Here is a 15,626-nt window from a genome sequence, read left to right as displayed (position 1 = left end):
TGCGATTTTTATAATTTATTGGTTTACAGTACCGATTCGAATTAAAAGGATGGTCCGTTTCGGGACTACGAATATTGAGAAAATTATCAACATTTTAAACAAAAATCTCAAATAAATCGTAACGTACTGATAAGGAATATGGTAGACTGCTTAATCTCAATTTTTTGTGTTGATAACTATTTATTAACATCGGTTTTCCACATTTCCCTCCATTTAACCCCAATATTCTACCTCGTTTAAATCTCCCTTACAAAAGCAAAATCCAAGCCACTATACCAGATTGTTGGGCTATTTGTTATAGTTTTTGTTTTGGAAAAACCAAAAAGCTGACTATCAAAGCAATTATTTTAAAGTAAATAAATTGACATTAAATTTGCCAGCTGAAACGGAATAAATTGTGGTAATATTTCGCTTTTTACAACATTAGCAAAGTAGATTTCTATTTAATATCCGATGCCAGTTTAGTCATAGAATACGTAGTTCCATTTGTAGCGTTATAGCTGTATAATCGAAAACATACAACCAGACCGAAAGCGCTGACTATATAAAAAGCTCTGGTTTAAAAATGAAGCATCTATTGTTAATACTCTCCAAATACTTTGCGCAAGACATTGGCAATTTCTCCTAATGTTGCATATTTTTCAACGGCATCAATAATGAGCGGCATCAAATTTTTCGTACCGCTCGCTGTTTCTTCCAATGCATTCAATGCTTCAGCTACCACATCGTTGTTACGCTCGCTTTTTAAGCGGTGCAGTTTTTCAGTTTGCAACACGCGAATAGAATCATCAATATTAAAAACCTCTGTTAAACCCTCCTCTTGTTGGGTAAATTTATTTACCCCCACCGAAATCCGCTCACCTGTTTCAATTTCTTTTTGATATTGATAAGATGCACTGGCAATCTCATTCTGCATGTAATCACTTTCTATGGCATTTACCGAGCCACCCATCGCATCGATCTTATCAACGTAACTCCAGGCCGCAGCTTCAACTTCATCAGTCAGATTTTCGATAAAGAATGAGCCCGCTAAAGGGTCGACTGTATCGGTTACGCCACTTTCAAATGCTATTATTTGCTGTGTACGCAAAGCGATTTTTGCTGCGGCTTCGGTGGGTAATGAAAGTGCCTCATCATAGCCATTGGTATGAAGCGACTGTGTTCCGCCTAATACCGCAGCCATGGCTTGGTTGGTTACTCTGATTACATTGTTAAGTGGTTGCTGCGCAGTTAACGTTGAGCCACCCGTTTGAGTATGGAAACGCAACATTTGAGCCTTTTCATCGGTAGCGCCCAGGTCTTTCGTTATCTTTGCCCACATTCTTCGGGCTGCCCTAAACTTGGCAATCTCTTCAAAGAAGTTGTTGTGGCAATTAAAGAAAAACGACAAACGTTTTGCAAATACATTAATATCTAAACTCTTATCTATCGCAGCTTTCAAATAGGTTTTGCCATTGGCTAGCGTAAATGCCAATTCTTGTACTGCAGAAGATCCCGCTTCGCGGATATGGTAACCAGAAATAGATATCGTGTTCCATTTTGGCACTTCCTTACTGCAAAACTCAAAAATATCAGTAATTAACCTCATCGATGGCTTTGGAGGATAGATATATGTTCCTCGTGCAGCGTACTCTTTTAAAATATCGTTTTGGATGGTACCAGATATCTGTTTCAAATCTGCTCCCTGTTTTTTAGCTAATGCAATGTACATGGCCAATAAAATTGATGCAGTCGCATTGATCGTCATCGAAGTGGTAATGTTTTTTAATTCAATACCATCGAAAAGAATCTCTATATCTTTAAGTGAATCGATGGCAACACCAACTTTTCCAACCTCTCCATCTGACATTTCATGATCAGAATCGTAACCGATTTGAGTAGGTAAATCGAATGCTACCGACAACCCGGTAGTTCCCTGGGCTAATAAATAATGGTAACGTCTATTTGATTCTTCTGCAGTTGAAAACCCCGCGTATTGACGCATGGTCCATAACCTTCCGCGATACATATCTTTCTGAATTCCTCGGGTAAATGGAAATTCACCAGCCTTTTCTTCCATCGGCTTTGCCGAAGTATAAATCTCCTTAATTTCGATGCCGGAAGTGGTTGTATGTTTGTTATCGCTCATATTCGGTTAGTTCAATAGCCACTTGTTCATTGTTTAACTGATAGCTACTTGTAATATCACTAAATCAATTAATACTTTTTTTAAAATTGATCAACTTCGCAGCTAATCGCTTATCATCAATTTAAAATAGCTTCTGAATATCTTTTTTGACCAACTCTATCGTCAAATCATAGGGATTTTCATCAATGCTGGTCATGTGCTGCAAAATTGCTTTGCTTAGCTCAATACCATTTGCATCAGCAGGTAATCCATGCACAGCATTATTAATCATGGCAATGGTATCATCCTTAAGTTTTCGTACTACATTCCAGGTTACGCTATCTACATAGAGCTGCTGCGAAATGTTGTGTTGATACTCAGACCGTACCTCATTTAAAATTCCGGCTTGCAATGTTCCAATGCCTATCCCCTGCTGGTGGAGGCGTATCAATAAATTAGCAGGATTAATGCGGTCAGTAAAAATGATTAATCGTTCGTGCGCCTGTAAGCGCAACGGTAACAAATGTGCTCTACTTTCCTTATTAAGTTCAATATTTTTTAAGTCGAAAAAACGCTGTATATCGTTCTTTAAAATATAATAAACTCCCATCAAGGCTAAAAAGATACCTGCAAAGAGAATCACTATATCTGTTAAAATCTGTTGAATATTCATACTATTGTTTAAATACGGTAATATTAGCCTACCATTAAAAGCAAAAATGTGCATTATTATTTATATTTGTAACAGATAAAATTTAAATAACATGAGCACAACAGTTGATACATCATTTGCACCAGTTACTTTTTCAGAAGGTGCAGCAAAAGAGTTATATAAATTAAAAGATCAGCAGGAGATTAGTGAGGATTATGGTTTACGTGTAGGCGTTGAAGGTGGTGGCTGCGCTGGAATGAATTACGTTTTAGGCTTCGACCAGAAAAAAGAAGGCGATCAGGAATTTTTTATTGATGGCATTAAGGTTTTTATGAACAAAGCACATCAAATGTACCTCATGGGTATGATGATTGACTGGCAAGATGGTTTAAATTCTCGCGGTTTTACATTTGTTAACCCGAATGCAACAAGTACTTGCGGTTGCGGAACGAGTTTCTCGGCATAAATAAAATATTATTGTAACATATAGTGCGGTCCCTTTGTCTAAACATCGGGACTTTTTTTATTTTTACAGGCTTTGTCCGCCAAACGCTTATCGCAATACTAAATGAACTACAGAGAAAACATCAGACTGGCATTAGAATCTATCAAGGGCAATCGCTTACGCACCATGCTTACTGCCCTAATTATTGCCATAGGTTTAATGGCTCTAGTAGGTATTTTAACCACGCTTGATGCTGTAAAGAAAAGTATGACTGATGCCTTTAGTAGCATGGGCGCTAATTCTTTTACGATTAGAAACCGCGGAACAGGAATTAGAATTGGAAACGGAAAAAGACCAAAACCTTTTAAATCTATCCGTTACGAAGATGCTGTTAAATTTAAAAATGGCCTGAATGCCCCGGCAACAGTTGCTGTAAGTGTTTTTGCAAGCGGTGGCTCAACGGTAAAGTATGGTACATTAAAAACAAATCCGAACATTAACGTTCAGGGTATAGATGAGAATGGCTTAGCTTCTCAAGGCTTGAGTTTATCAGAAGGTAGAAATTTCGGACTTTCAGAAGTCGCCATGGGAAGCAATGTGTGCATTGTTGGAGGAGAAGTTGTAGAACGACTTTTTAAAGATTCTGATCCGATTGATAAGTTGATCAACGTTGGAAACAATCGTTTCAAAATTATCGGCGTTTTAGCAAAAAAAGGTTCTAGCATGGGTTTTAGTGGAGATAGGGCTGTATATGTACCCCTGCTAAAGGCCAAACAGATTAATGCAAATGCTAATCCATCTTACACCATCACCGTTATGGTATCTGATAATAATGATCAGGAAAATGTAATTGGCGAATCGACCGCGTTATTTAGAAATATCCGTAAAGTAAAAATTGGGGAAGGGAATAATTTTGAAATTACCAAGAGCGACGCCGTTGCGCAAACCTTGTTCGAAAACCTAGCTTTTGTTGCCGTTGGCGGCGTAGCTATTGGTATTATCACTTTACTAGGTGCTTCTATTGGTTTGATGAATATTATGCTAGTAAGTGTAACAGAGCGTACACGGGAAATTGGAATTAGAAAAGCCATTGGTGCCAATCCTCAGGTTATTCGTAGACAGTTTTTGATTGAGGCTGTGGTAATTTGCTTAATGGGTGGGGTATTAGGAATATTCTTAGGCATCGTTTTAGGAAATGTGATCTCTTTAGCCATGGGTGGCGCTTTTATTATTCCATGGTTTTTTATTATCGGAGGCTTTGCCCTTTGTGTATTGGTAGGAATCGTTTCCGGATATTATCCAGCAAAAAAAGCCTCAAAATTAGATCCTGTTGAGGCATTGCGATATGAATAAGCCCCAATTTCGGGAGCTGGCTGATTAAATCAACACATTATTTAGCTGATGCTCGCTCAGTAGGCGCTGCATTATTGGAGTATTCAAACTTTCTTCGAGCGCAGCGGCATGTTTTAAATGATGCATGTCGCTTCCAATAAAATCTACCCAATGGTTTTCTGCCATTTCTTCAGCAACTTTTTTGGCTCCAGAACCATAATATCCTGTTAAGGCAATTGAATTCATTTGCAACAAACAACCAGTTTCTTTGATCTGGCTATAATTTTCTAAACTGACGTAGTAGTATGGATACCGCTCGGGATGAGCAAGCACCGGCTTATAGCCTGCATCTTGCATCATTTTTATAGTGTCGAAAAGATTTTGAGGCGCATTGATATAAGAAAGTTCGAAGAGCAAGTAATTACTACCAAAAGTGAGAACTTCTTTTTGCTTAACTTTCTTTTCTAAAGTTTCATCCAGATAATATTCGGCGGCGGCATCAATTTCTAAATCAAGCTGAATTTCTTGTATACCTTTCCTCAAAAGATCTAAATTGCGATTGATGGTATCAGGCGTATTGCGAAAATAATCGGCCATGATATGCGGGGTGGCAATCAGTTTTTTAAATCCTAATGATTTGAATTTTTTAGCCAATAGAATCGAATCGTTTATGGTTTGTGCACCATCATCTATCCCAGGAATAATATGAGAGTGCATATCAGTTCCAATATTTGAAAAGTTAAATTCGGGAACTATTTTTTTCTTCTTAAACAATCCGAACATAGCGATAGATCATGACTTTAACTTAATTCTTTTGGCAAATTCGATGCTTCGGCTGCCGATGCTAATTTAGAAGAATAGATTCTATCGAGCAAATTATTTAAGTTTTCCCTCAAATCAAACTGCAAATCTTCATGCAATTTATTGTACTTGTTAAAGGTTATTGTAACTGTTTTAATGTAAAACGATGAAAACAAAATCATGTAATCTCTATAGCCAAAAATAGATTTACGGTAATCGAAAGGAATGATATTTAAAATGAAAAGCTTGAGTTCTACTTCTCCAATAGGATCTTTTGTAACCTTGTAAAAATGGTTAACCGATGTGATCATTTTCCGCACTTTAACTAAAGCCTCTTTTGCATTCAGTATTTTAAGTTCAGAAACTTGTTCGGTCGCATCGGTTTTGATTTTTTCTTTGCGGTCTTCCAGATCACTTTCGCTTTCTAAAAGTTTGTAGTGGAGATGTTCTGTGAGCACTTTATCTTTGGCTATTAAACGCAATAAGAGCTTATCTTTTTCTTTGATAGGCAAATCTGTAATGGCCGTTTTTAATTCTTTGTGCTCTGATAATTTCATTTAAAAAAGATTAGCCATAATGTATTTTTCCCACTTCCAAGCCGAACGCATCATTTCATTGATATCAAGATTCACTTTCCAGCCTGATTCATTATTTGATTTTTGCACATCGCCAAAAATCTGTACAATATCACCAGCTCTTCTTGGGCCGATTTTATAGTTAAGCTTTTCACTGGTAACATTTTCAAAGGCTGAATAATTTTCCAAACACATCGTTTGCTGTCTAGGATAAAAATGTTCCGGTAACCAACCCTACATATCCGCTACCAATAACGGCTATCTTGATATATTTTTAAGCTTTTTAAATATATTCGTTTTATCTTGGCCACGAAGATAGGAATTTACAACAATGCTTTTGCTTTACAGATTAGGAATTAGAGTTTACCAGGTGATTATTTTGATTTTTTCGCTATTTAATAGCAAAGCGAAATTATTTATAAAAGGCCGTAAAAACCTTTTTAATGAAATAAAAAAACAGGTGGATGCCGGAGAAAAACATGTTTGGTTTCACTTTGCTTCATTGGGAGAATTTGAACAAGGAAGGCCGGTATTAGAAAAACTTTTGGCCCTTTTTCCAGCAAAAAAGATTGTAGTGACGTTTTTTTCTCCTTCGGGATATGAGATTAGAAAAAACTATCCGCTCGCAGATGTTTTTTACCTTCCAATTGACACCGCTCAAAACTCCAAGCGATTCCTGGAATTGATCAATCCAGAGATGGTTATCTTTACCAAATATGAATTCTGGTATTTTTATTTCGAAGAATTAAGAAATCGCAATATTCCACTCTATGTAATCTCGGGAATTTTTAGACCAAACCAAGTTTTTTTCAAATGGTATGGAGGTTTTTATCGCCAGATTTTAAAAGCAGTTTCCTATTTCTTTGTTCAGAATGAGGAAAGTAAAAGACTTTTGATCTCGATTGGATTGGTTAATGCAGTAGTGAGTGGCGATACGCGTTTCGATCGGGTGTATGAAAACGCTAAATCTCCTAAAAAGCTTACTGAAGTAGAAGCTTTCATCGGCGGTTCGCCAACATTAATTTGCGGAAGTACGTGGCTCGAAGACGAAAAATTATTATCGGCTTTACCTGAAAATTATCCTGATTGGAAATTTATTATTGCACCGCATGAAATTCATGAAAGCCATATCGAAAGTATCGAGAAGCAGTTTCCTGTGGGCAGTGTGCGGTTTTCGGTTCTCAATTCCAATAATCGAAGGCCAACCGCCGAATACCAAACGCTAATCGTAGACAACATTGGCATGCTTTCTTCTTTGTATCATTATGGGAAACTGGCTTATATTGGTGGCGGCTTTGGAGCTGGAATACATAATACACTCGAAGCTGCGGCATTTGGTCTACCTGTAATTTTCGGCCCGAAGTATGATAAATTCCAGGAAGCTAAAGATTTGATTGTACTCGGTGCGGCAAAAAGTATTTCTTCTGGTGAAGAGTTACTAACTGCATTCGAATTGTTTGCAGCAAACGAAACTGCTTCGATTGCTGCTAAAAAATATGTAGATGATCAAAAAGGAGCTACAGAAATTATCATTCAGCACATTTTATGAAAACCAAATTTATTGCATTTATCGGGCTTCTATTTGTCTTTCACACCAGCTTCGCTCAACGAATCGAATACACAAAAATTGCACTTGACAGCGTAATGATCGTCACGCCAATAGTGGATGCAGCTAAAAGGGACTATAGTGATTCTAACGTATTTATGCCGAATTAAGTTCAAAAATATCTAAAATGTTGTTCAATGTCATAAGAGAAAAACTTCCAAATACACGGTATGAGCAGGTATCTCATCTTGAAACACTTCCACAGAAAGAATATGTCAACATTACTCATAATTATCTCGCCTGGGCCAGATTGAAAAAAGCAAAAGATTTTTTCGATGCTCCAGCAAGTTTAATTCAACCCAATAGTAGGCATACACTTCACATCGCTTTCTCGGGCTACTATGGACCATCTTCGGAAAATGAAATTTTCGCCAATCTCTTCATATTAGATAACAAAATGAGGAAAATAATCTACTGTGACCTACTAAGCAGGAGCTTTACCGAAATCACAGATCAAAAAGCCGTGACGAAAGCAACCATTGAACTTATTGATAAGTACCTCGCTTATAAGGAAAACTAAACCAAATCAGCCTGAACAATATCATCCACAATTTCTGAAATTTCCTTATCTATAGAGACAATAAACACATCCTTTTCATCGGCTTGCGGTTCTTCCAAAGTATCAAACTGGCTTTGCAGTAAACTACTAGGCATATATTGGTGTGAGCGTTTTGAAATCCTATCAAAGATTAGCTCATAACTTCCCTTCAAATAGATGAAACCCATTTTCGGATTGGTTGTTCTTAGAATATCACGGTATTTACGTTTCAATGCCGAGCACGCAATAATACAAGTGGTTCCATGTTCGGCATGATCATGACCAACCTTTGCGATAAGATCTAACCAATCCAACCGATCTTCATCAGTAAGCGGAATGCCGGCAGCCATTTTATCTACATTTCGTTGAGTATGCAAATTATCACCGTCAATAAATTCAGCGTTGAGGTTTGGGGCAAGGGATTTACCAATAACCGTTTTGCCACTACCAGAAACCCCCATTAAAATGATAAATCTTGCCATTCTTAATTTATTTAATCATCCCGGCAAGTGCCTCAATAAATACCGGACTATCATTTAAACTTTCTACCAACTGAACATGTTCGCCACCTAAAGCTTTAAATTCTTCCTGGTATTCCACTGTAATCTCGTAGAGTGTTTCTAAGCAATCGGCTACAAAAGCAGGACTGAAAACAAGTAAACGTTTTTTTCCCTCAGCGGCTAATTTCTTTAAAACATCGGTTGTGTAAGGCTGCACCCAAGGTTCTTTACCTAAACGAGATTGAAAACAAACAGTATATTTTTCTTTTGGCAAGTTCAATTCGGCCGCAATTAATCGCGCGGTATCATGGCCTTGTGCTGAGTAACAAAATTTATTTGTATCGTTTAATGTCTTGCAGCAATCATCGCTTTTTAAGCAATAGTTTCCGGTATGATCACATTTAAGCAATTGTCTTTCCGGTAGTCCATGAAAACTAAATAATACATGATCATAATTTGCTACTCCATGACTACGGGCATTTTCTGCGAAAAGTTTAATCATCAGCTCATTATCGTGAAATGAATTAACAAAAGATATTGGTGGTACAGTTTGCCACTTGCTTACCAGCTCCATCACCAGTTGGATAACGGAACCAGAACTCGCTGAAGCATATTGAGGAAACATTGGGATCACTTGAATGCTTTCTACCAAACCCGCCTTCAAGTTTCCCAGCGCCGAAGATATGGAAGGACTTTGATAACGCATGGCTAACTCCACATGGTAATCATCACCTAATCTATCTTGCAACATTTTTGCCTGCAAGCGACTATAATACAACAGTGGGGAACCATTTTCATTCCAAATTTCCTTGTATAATTTGGCTGTTTTAGGGCTACGGAACGGAACAATAATGCCTTTCACCAATAATGTTCTATTCAACTTAGGAATATCAATTACCCTTTCGTCCATCAAAAATTGATCGAGATATTTTCTAACATCTGCGGTTTGTGGACTATCAGGCGTTCCTAAATTTACCAGTAAAATTCCCTTCTTGCTCATTTAATTATAGAATATGTTTTGTGCCGCAAATATCGCTTTTTTAGCGTCAAATATGGTGTTGTAAGTATCAAGATTTGGTAAAAACCTTTGCTGAATTTATTTGGTTTTGTACAATTGCCACCAAGGCAAATGCGGCTTCTGATGATGTTCTAAATGATAACCGAAAAAATAGCAGGTAATAAAAGCTATAGAATGATTTTTTTGCAAGGTTGATGCATGATGCTCGTTGTCATGTTCACCTTTATGAGGTACGTAAGTACCGAAATAGAAAAGTTGAAAGGTGCTGAGTAACGATGGCAATACCCAAAAAAGCAGCAAATTTTCTTGTTTCACCCAGATTTGAAGAACATTGAAAGCAACAGCCATGATAACCAATTGAATAATGGTAACGTAGTTCATCATGAAGCTAAAATACCATTTCCAAAAACCATGAGGTGCAAAATCAGGATCATTGACCGTGTGAACGTGATTATGATGATTGTGGTGTTTTGAGTAGAGTCTATTGTAGAAAAAACCTGCGTAAAGAAATACCGATAAATAGCCGAAAAAATTATTGATGTTTTTATTTGCAGATATAGTACCATGCATTGCATCATGAGCCGTGATAAACAAACCGGTGTATAAGTGCATTTGTGCAAAAATCATTATATAGACTAATGGATTGTTCCAATTGAAATCCCACCTCAAAAGAAAACACAACGAAATAAACCAGCATAAAATTACGATAGAAGCTACTATTACACCAAGAAACGAGCTTTGATTTTTTCCCACGAGGATACCTTTAGTATGATTTATAGCTGAACTGCAATAATTTAAACAGTTAACATTCAAAAAGGTTATCTAAAAATTTGAATTAGTAGTGCTCCAATGCAACCTTTACCTTTTCCATTAACCACATTGGAGTTGATGTAGCGCCACAAATCCCCACTTTATTATTTGCTGCAAACCAGTTTTGATCCACCTCCTCTACATTGGAAACGAAATAGGAATTATCATTATACTTTTTGCAAACATCATAAAGCACCTTTCCGTTGGATGATTTTTTACCCGAAACAAAAACGATTTTATCATAATTACTTACAAAATTTTCCAACTCTTCGTAACGGTTAGATACTTGTCTGCAAATGGTATCATTTGCTTTAACTTCATAACCTCTGGATATGAGTTCATCTTTAATATGATAGAACTTATCAGTACTCTTTGTAGTTTGGCTATAAAGGGTAAATTTTGAAGGCAGATCTACCTGATCAAGTTCTGCTAAATCCTGGAAAACAATTGCTTTTCCATCCGTCTGGCCTTGCAGACCAATCACTTCAGCATGACCGTGTTTCCCAAAAATCAAAACTTGTTCGTCATCATCATGAGAGTTTTTAATCCTGTTTTGTAGTTTTAATACAACCGGACAAGAAGCATCGATAAGGGTCAGGTTATTTTCTAAAGCCAATTGGTACGTTGAAGGTGCCTCGCCATGCGCCCTAATTAAAACTTTCTCATTTTTAAGGTTTTTCAAAACATCATGATCGATGATTTTCAACCCTTTTTTAGTTAACCTTTCAACTTCTTCGTCGTTATGGACAATATCGCCAAGGCAATACAGATAGCCTTCACTTTCTAAAATATCTTCGGCCATTTCTATGGCGTAAACCACGCCGAAGCAAAAGCCTGATGATTTATCGATATTGACCTGTAAGTTTAAATTGCTCATTTTATCTCAGGATTAGTTATTTATCGTGGTAATGTCCTCTAGCAGAAATTACAAATACAGTAATAATCTCTTCATCGATTCTATAGACTAACCTATCTTTTTATTTATTTGTCTTGACCAATAGCCAGAAACTTCAAATTTTAATTTTTCAGGTTTATCTACACCTGATGCTGGATGAATACTTAATTCTATAAAAATTTTCTGGATTTTTTAATGGCAGCTTTATCTCCTTATTTAAGTATCTCAGTTAATTGCTTTTAGCTTGATCTGTAATGTCTACAAAATACTTTCCCATATATTTTGAACATTCTTAACCCTGGTTAGACGTCCATTTTTTATATCCTCTTCCCCTTTGGCTATTTCAATTATAAATTCAGGACTATAGCTGTTCTCTTTTTTAAAAGTTACATTCAATGCTTGTAACACGCCTCAATAGCCAAAAGCTGCTTTTTATTCTTAGGCTGTACGATTAGTGTTTCCATAATATAAAATTACTTAAATAACTTCACAAAATTAAGCAAAAATATTTGTTCCGGTTGTCATGTATAAAACAACAAAAAAAATTAATTGCGAAGCAAACATAGTAACACCAATATATTTCTGTTGTTTTAAACCTAAGGCATAGTAAAACTTAAGCAATATCACCGAAACGATAAACCAAGCCACAAAGTTCTGTCCCGGAATTTCGTGCAGGTCCCAGTGCCAATAATCAAATTTCATGGCTACGGGTTCAATAAAATAATCGAGTGTTACCAGCGCCACAGCACCAAGTAATGATGCGATAATGGTATTTCTAACCTTAAAGTTTTTCATCATCTGGCCGATGCTGAAAATTAAAATCACCCAGTTAACTCCCATCAATAGTGGAACTGCTGCAATTTTATAGCCTAATGTATCTCCGTAATAGTAGCTTCCGAAAATTTTACCCGTGTGTACGCCTAAAACTTCTACTAAATAGCCACTGAGGAAAACGCCTGAAACGAATAGCAGTAAACGTTTGACATCTGCATTGTAAGAAAAAATAATCACAGCAAACATCAACAACAAATGGAACGGAACCAATCGAGTAAAATAGGGTTGGGTAGCTGGAATCAGAAAGCCAATCATCCCTACCAAATGGAATATAACAATAATAGCAACTGCAATTCTTTTAATTTTTAAATCGCTTTGATCGTTCTGCCCTTCCATGTGCCTTGTTTAAGAATGTGTTTTTTTATAGAGATTAGTGATATTACCAAAAACAATAACATCTGTAAAGGATGTAAAATCAAATTTATAAAAACATTTTGTCCTGATAAATAAGAGATCATCATTCTACTTAAAATGATTAATGTTATTGGCAAGGCAAGCAGATCAAAGTTAAAGTTAAACAACAATATGATTGGCCCTACAATTACCAAAAGCTGGTAAATTAATAATATTAAAATGTTATTACCAAAACCTGCAAGCAAATTTTTACTAAAGCCGGAAAGGCACTCAGCAAGGTTTTTATACATGCGGCAATGAATCAGCTGGTTACCTAAGAGTGCTTCTGCTGTGTAATTTGATTGTTTCACCAATTTTATGATCTCTACATCCTCTACAACCTGTTTCTTTACCTTTTCATGCCACTGATTTTCGTGGTAGTTTTTAGCATTGAAAAACATGCATTGTCCACTTGCCGCGGCAAAAGCCGGATTGGCAGAGAATTTAACCAGCCGCAGTGGGAGTAAGTTTAACAGGATAAAATGCATTAATGGAACGGTTAGTTTTTCGCCAAGTGTTTTCATTACCTGATTGGTAAAAACACTCAGCAATGCTAGTTGGCCAACCTCCATTCGTTCAATTAAGCTATTGATCAATCCACGTTTTATTGATTCATCTGCATCGAGGAAAAAAAAATATTTTCCAGTAGCTAATTCAGCCAACTGATAGCAAGCGTAGTTTTTTCCCAGCCATCCCGTTGGAAGCACTTTGCCCTTAACAACCCTGAAATTTTGATTCTTATTGGCGAAGTTTTCAACTAAGTTGTAGGTATCGTCGGTACTATCGTCATCAAGAACAATTACCTCATAATTTTTATAATCCTGGTTGCGAATAGATTCTAGCAAAAGAACTATATTTTCAGCTTCATTTCTTGCAGGAATGAGCATCGAAACCTTATCGTGATAGTGCTTAACTGTTCGTTGCAGCTTCGGATTAGACAAAAAGTTGAATACCGTGACCGAAAACCTAATCACCAGGAAAATTAAAACTGCGTAAATAAAAATTGTCATTCAGTAATTTGTGTTTGTTTAACAAGCGACTGATAGTAATGTTTATTGTATTCGCTTTTTAATAACTGCAAGCTTACATACTCTTCGTTAGTCCAATTTTGCAGATAAGTATAAGCAGAAGGTTTTCGTTTTGAAAAATAGTCAATAAATGTTGCGGCGAACACAACGTTAAGCTTCTTTTTACTGGCATTGATTACCTGCATCACTCCTTTTTCAAATTTGACAGTCTTTTCATGATTCGAATGTAATTTCCCCTGCGGAAAAATAAGAACCAAATTCTGTGGATCATCTAGCAGTTTACCAGCATAATCAAGTGTGGCCAATACATCTTTACCCCTCGTTTCTGGCGCAAAGGCTCCGAGGTATTTTAAAAACCCAACTTTTTTATAGTTATCAGCATTAACCAACACATAAAATTGTTTCTTGAAAACTTTCTTATTGAGATAAAATATAAAAAAACCATCCCACCAACTGAAATGATTACTCAGAATTAGAATAGAAGACGCTGTATCCAATGCTGCTTCATCATATTTAAATGCGGCAAAATCTTTCCTGATGATGAATTGAATATACCAGGAAAAAAAATTAAAAATGATTGTATTCTTTTTGGGCTGATACATGCATGAAAGTTGCAAAAAATTGAGGTGAATTGCAAACTGGAGTGTGAGATATTAATGATTAAAGAGAATATGAAAGGGATAAAGATTAACTTAAGTAAACCCGATCCTCTTCGCCTTCTACATCCATTACCACATCTACATGTTCTTTTAAAATCGTAGCTAATTCTAAGCCAACAAAATCAGTTGCTATCGGGAAAATTTTATGACTTCTATCTACTAAAACTACCGTACGAATTTTTTTATGTGGCGTATTGAGGAATACACCAAGGCCATAGGCCAGTGTTTTACCACTATTGAGCACATCATCAACAATAATTACCACCTTATTTTTCCAATAACTTTCATCCAAATCGGTACTGGCAATTAGCCTACTGCTCTCTTTCTGTAAATCAATACGTAACAAAGTCAGCTTAAAAGGGGAAATTTTCTTCAAAACCTTTTCTAAACGAAGCGCAAGTTTATATCCCCGATCCCAAATTCCAGCCAGTACAATCTCTTTTTCGTTCAAATTATCTTCTAAAATTTGGTAAGCGATACGATCTATCTTTTGTTGGATTTGTTTTTTATTAAGAATAAGTAGTTGCGATGCCATTGTATAAAAAGGTTGAATACAAAAAGAACGATTTTAAGGCTGAAATTCAAACTATTTGAAAAATAATTTCGATTGCTTGCAACGTTTTGGCTATGGATGCGTCTAATCAATAACCAAAAACAAAACCCATGAAGTCATTAATTAAATCATCCGCCTTTTTGTTCATTATAGTGATGAGCTATATGGCAAAGGCACAAGAGTCAAAAAATTATCCCGTAAAAAACTTTAACAGTGTCAGAGTAAGTAGTGGCATAGATTTGTATTTAACTCAAGGCGGTAGTGAAGCAGTTACCATAAAATCGGATGCAGAAACCCTGAAAGATCTTATTGTTGAACAAAACGGCAGTAACATTTCTATCAAATTTAAGGATGGGATTAACTGGAGCGGGATGTTTAAAAACCGAATAATTAAGGCTTATGTGAATTATAAAACCTTAAACGCTTTAGCGGCTTCAGGTGGATCTGATGTTTTCACTCAAAATCAGCTAAAAACCGATAAGTTGGCTATCCAATCTTCTGGCGGATCAGATTTGAAGCTGAATGTAGTTTGTAAGGATTTAACCATCCAATCTAGCGGTGGTAGCGATATCGATTTAACAGGAAAAGCTGAAAATATGAGCATTCAATCAAGCGGCGGAAGCGACATTGATGCTTACGAATTTGTTACGGATTATGCCAAGGTACAAGCCTCAGGGGGTTCTGACGTAAACTTATATGTAAATAAAGGTTTAGAAGCTTCAGCCAGCGGCGGTGGCGATGTGAGTTATAAAGGAAATGCTTCTTTGAAGAAAACCTCAAAGTCAAAAAGTGGCGATGTACACCACGTCAATTAAGAACTTAGTTTAGTTAATGATAAAATTAGCCGCTTTGTGGATGCAAAGCGGCTCTTTTTTAAAAC

General features: G+C 36.4%; 20 protein-coding genes. 5 read left to right on the top strand and 15 right to left on the bottom strand.

The annotated features are described in order from the left end of the window. Window positions 1-580 precede the first annotated feature (580 nt). Both AC3ITD_RS23650 and AC3ITD_RS23645 read right to left on the bottom strand, forming a co-directional pair. On the bottom strand, window positions 581-2,128 hold the full coding sequence (locus tag AC3ITD_RS23650) for an acyl-CoA mutase large subunit family protein (protein WP_489363026.1): 1,548 nt from the start codon (window positions 2,126-2,128) through the stop codon (window positions 581-583). A 121-nt stretch (window positions 2,129-2,249) separates the two neighbouring features. Then, window positions 2,250-2,780, bottom strand: coding sequence for a DUF7935 family protein (locus tag AC3ITD_RS23645; protein ID WP_489363025.1), 531 nt, complete (start codon window positions 2,778-2,780; stop codon window positions 2,250-2,252). 91 nt (window positions 2,781-2,871) lie between these two features. Here AC3ITD_RS23645 and AC3ITD_RS23640 point away from each other — a divergent pair, with 91 nt between their 5' ends. After that, complete coding sequence (locus AC3ITD_RS23640) at window positions 2,872-3,225, top strand: HesB/IscA family protein (protein ID WP_010601380.1); 354 nt, start codon at window positions 2,872-2,874, stop codon at window positions 3,223-3,225. A gap of 102 nt (window positions 3,226-3,327) precedes the next feature. Beyond that, the gene (locus tag AC3ITD_RS23635; protein WP_489363024.1) at window positions 3,328-4,557 is read left to right on the top strand and encodes an ABC transporter permease; all 1,230 of its coding nucleotides are present in this window, start codon (window positions 3,328-3,330) and stop codon (window positions 4,555-4,557) included. 24 nt (window positions 4,558-4,581) lie between these two features. Here AC3ITD_RS23635 and AC3ITD_RS23630 read toward each other — a convergent pair whose 3' ends face one another. From AC3ITD_RS23630 to AC3ITD_RS23620, 3 genes are read right to left on the bottom strand one after another with little or no spacing between them, the layout of a single operon-like run. Continuing rightward, window positions 4,582-5,319 (bottom strand): tyrosine-protein phosphatase, encoded by a 738-nt coding sequence (locus AC3ITD_RS23630; protein ID WP_265799931.1) that lies wholly within the window; start codon window positions 5,317-5,319, stop codon window positions 4,582-4,584. A gap of 17 nt (window positions 5,320-5,336) precedes the next feature. After that, complete coding sequence (locus AC3ITD_RS23625) at window positions 5,337-5,894, bottom strand: hypothetical protein (RefSeq protein WP_489363023.1); 558 nt, start codon at window positions 5,892-5,894, stop codon at window positions 5,337-5,339. After that, complete coding sequence (locus tag AC3ITD_RS23620) at window positions 5,895-6,101, bottom strand: hypothetical protein (protein ID WP_265799933.1); 207 nt, start codon at window positions 6,099-6,101, stop codon at window positions 5,895-5,897. 142 nt (window positions 6,102-6,243) lie between these two features. Between AC3ITD_RS23620 and AC3ITD_RS23615 the strand changes: the two genes are divergently transcribed. Together AC3ITD_RS23615 and AC3ITD_RS23610 are read left to right on the top strand one after the other, a co-directional pair. Next, window positions 6,244-7,461 (top strand): 3-deoxy-D-manno-octulosonic acid transferase, encoded by a 1,218-nt coding sequence (locus tag AC3ITD_RS23615; protein WP_489363022.1) that lies wholly within the window; start codon window positions 6,244-6,246, stop codon window positions 7,459-7,461. 184 nt (window positions 7,462-7,645) lie between these two features. Then, window positions 7,646-8,038, top strand: coding sequence for a hypothetical protein (locus tag AC3ITD_RS23610; RefSeq protein WP_265799938.1), 393 nt, complete (start codon window positions 7,646-7,648; stop codon window positions 8,036-8,038). Here the strand turns inward: AC3ITD_RS23610 and AC3ITD_RS23605 are convergent. The 10 genes from AC3ITD_RS23605 to AC3ITD_RS23560 form a co-directional block, all read right to left on the bottom strand. Further along, window positions 8,035-8,538, bottom strand: a complete 504-nt coding sequence (locus AC3ITD_RS23605) for a gluconokinase (RefSeq protein WP_489363021.1) — start codon at window positions 8,536-8,538, stop codon at window positions 8,035-8,037. The genes AC3ITD_RS23610 and AC3ITD_RS23605 overlap by 4 nt on opposite strands. 7 nt (window positions 8,539-8,545) lie before the next feature. Next, window positions 8,546-9,556, bottom strand: coding sequence for a ferrochelatase (hemH, locus tag AC3ITD_RS23600; protein WP_489363020.1), 1,011 nt, complete (start codon window positions 9,554-9,556; stop codon window positions 8,546-8,548). A 96-nt stretch (window positions 9,557-9,652) separates the two neighbouring features. After that, window positions 9,653-10,327 (bottom strand): fatty acid desaturase, encoded by a 675-nt coding sequence (locus AC3ITD_RS23595; RefSeq protein ID WP_489363019.1) that lies wholly within the window; start codon window positions 10,325-10,327, stop codon window positions 9,653-9,655. 82 nt (window positions 10,328-10,409) lie between these two features. After that, complete coding sequence (locus tag AC3ITD_RS23590; protein WP_265799942.1) at window positions 10,410-11,261, bottom strand: 4-hydroxy-3-methylbut-2-enyl diphosphate reductase; 852 nt, start codon at window positions 11,259-11,261, stop codon at window positions 10,410-10,412. A gap of 87 nt (window positions 11,262-11,348) precedes the next feature. Further along, window positions 11,349-11,441 (bottom strand): type II toxin-antitoxin system YoeB family toxin, encoded by a 93-nt coding sequence (locus tag AC3ITD_RS23585; RefSeq protein ID WP_489366740.1) that lies wholly within the window; start codon window positions 11,439-11,441, stop codon window positions 11,349-11,351. A gap of 96 nt (window positions 11,442-11,537) precedes the next feature. Further along, complete coding sequence (locus tag AC3ITD_RS23580) at window positions 11,538-11,687, bottom strand: DUF2683 family protein (protein WP_489363018.1); 150 nt, start codon at window positions 11,685-11,687, stop codon at window positions 11,538-11,540. Between the two features lie 87 nt (window positions 11,688-11,774). Further along, window positions 11,775-12,449, bottom strand: a complete 675-nt coding sequence (locus AC3ITD_RS23575; protein WP_489363017.1) for a carotenoid biosynthesis protein — start codon at window positions 12,447-12,449, stop codon at window positions 11,775-11,777. Next, window positions 12,419-13,516, bottom strand: coding sequence for a glycosyltransferase (locus tag AC3ITD_RS23570; protein ID WP_489363016.1), 1,098 nt, complete (start codon window positions 13,514-13,516; stop codon window positions 12,419-12,421). Before AC3ITD_RS23570 ends, AC3ITD_RS23575 begins: the two co-directional genes overlap by 31 nt. Continuing rightward, window positions 13,513-14,136, bottom strand: coding sequence for a 1-acyl-sn-glycerol-3-phosphate acyltransferase (locus tag AC3ITD_RS23565; RefSeq protein WP_265799945.1), 624 nt, complete (start codon window positions 14,134-14,136; stop codon window positions 13,513-13,515). The genes AC3ITD_RS23570 and AC3ITD_RS23565 overlap by 4 nt, the downstream gene beginning before the upstream one ends. A gap of 85 nt (window positions 14,137-14,221) precedes the next feature. Beyond that, window positions 14,222-14,728 carry a phosphoribosyltransferase family protein gene (locus AC3ITD_RS23560; protein ID WP_265799947.1) on the bottom strand — a complete coding sequence of 169 codons (507 nt, stop codon included), beginning with the start codon at window positions 14,726-14,728 and terminating at the stop codon, window positions 14,222-14,224. A gap of 128 nt (window positions 14,729-14,856) precedes the next feature. Between AC3ITD_RS23560 and AC3ITD_RS23555 the strand changes: the two genes are divergently transcribed. After that, window positions 14,857-15,561, top strand: a complete 705-nt coding sequence (locus AC3ITD_RS23555) for a head GIN domain-containing protein (RefSeq protein WP_489363015.1) — start codon at window positions 14,857-14,859, stop codon at window positions 15,559-15,561. Window positions 15,562-15,626 lie beyond the last annotated feature (65 nt).

Source organism: Pedobacter sp. KH_004 (genome assembly GCF_057840755.1).
This window is presented reverse-complemented; position numbering and strand designations above follow the sequence as displayed.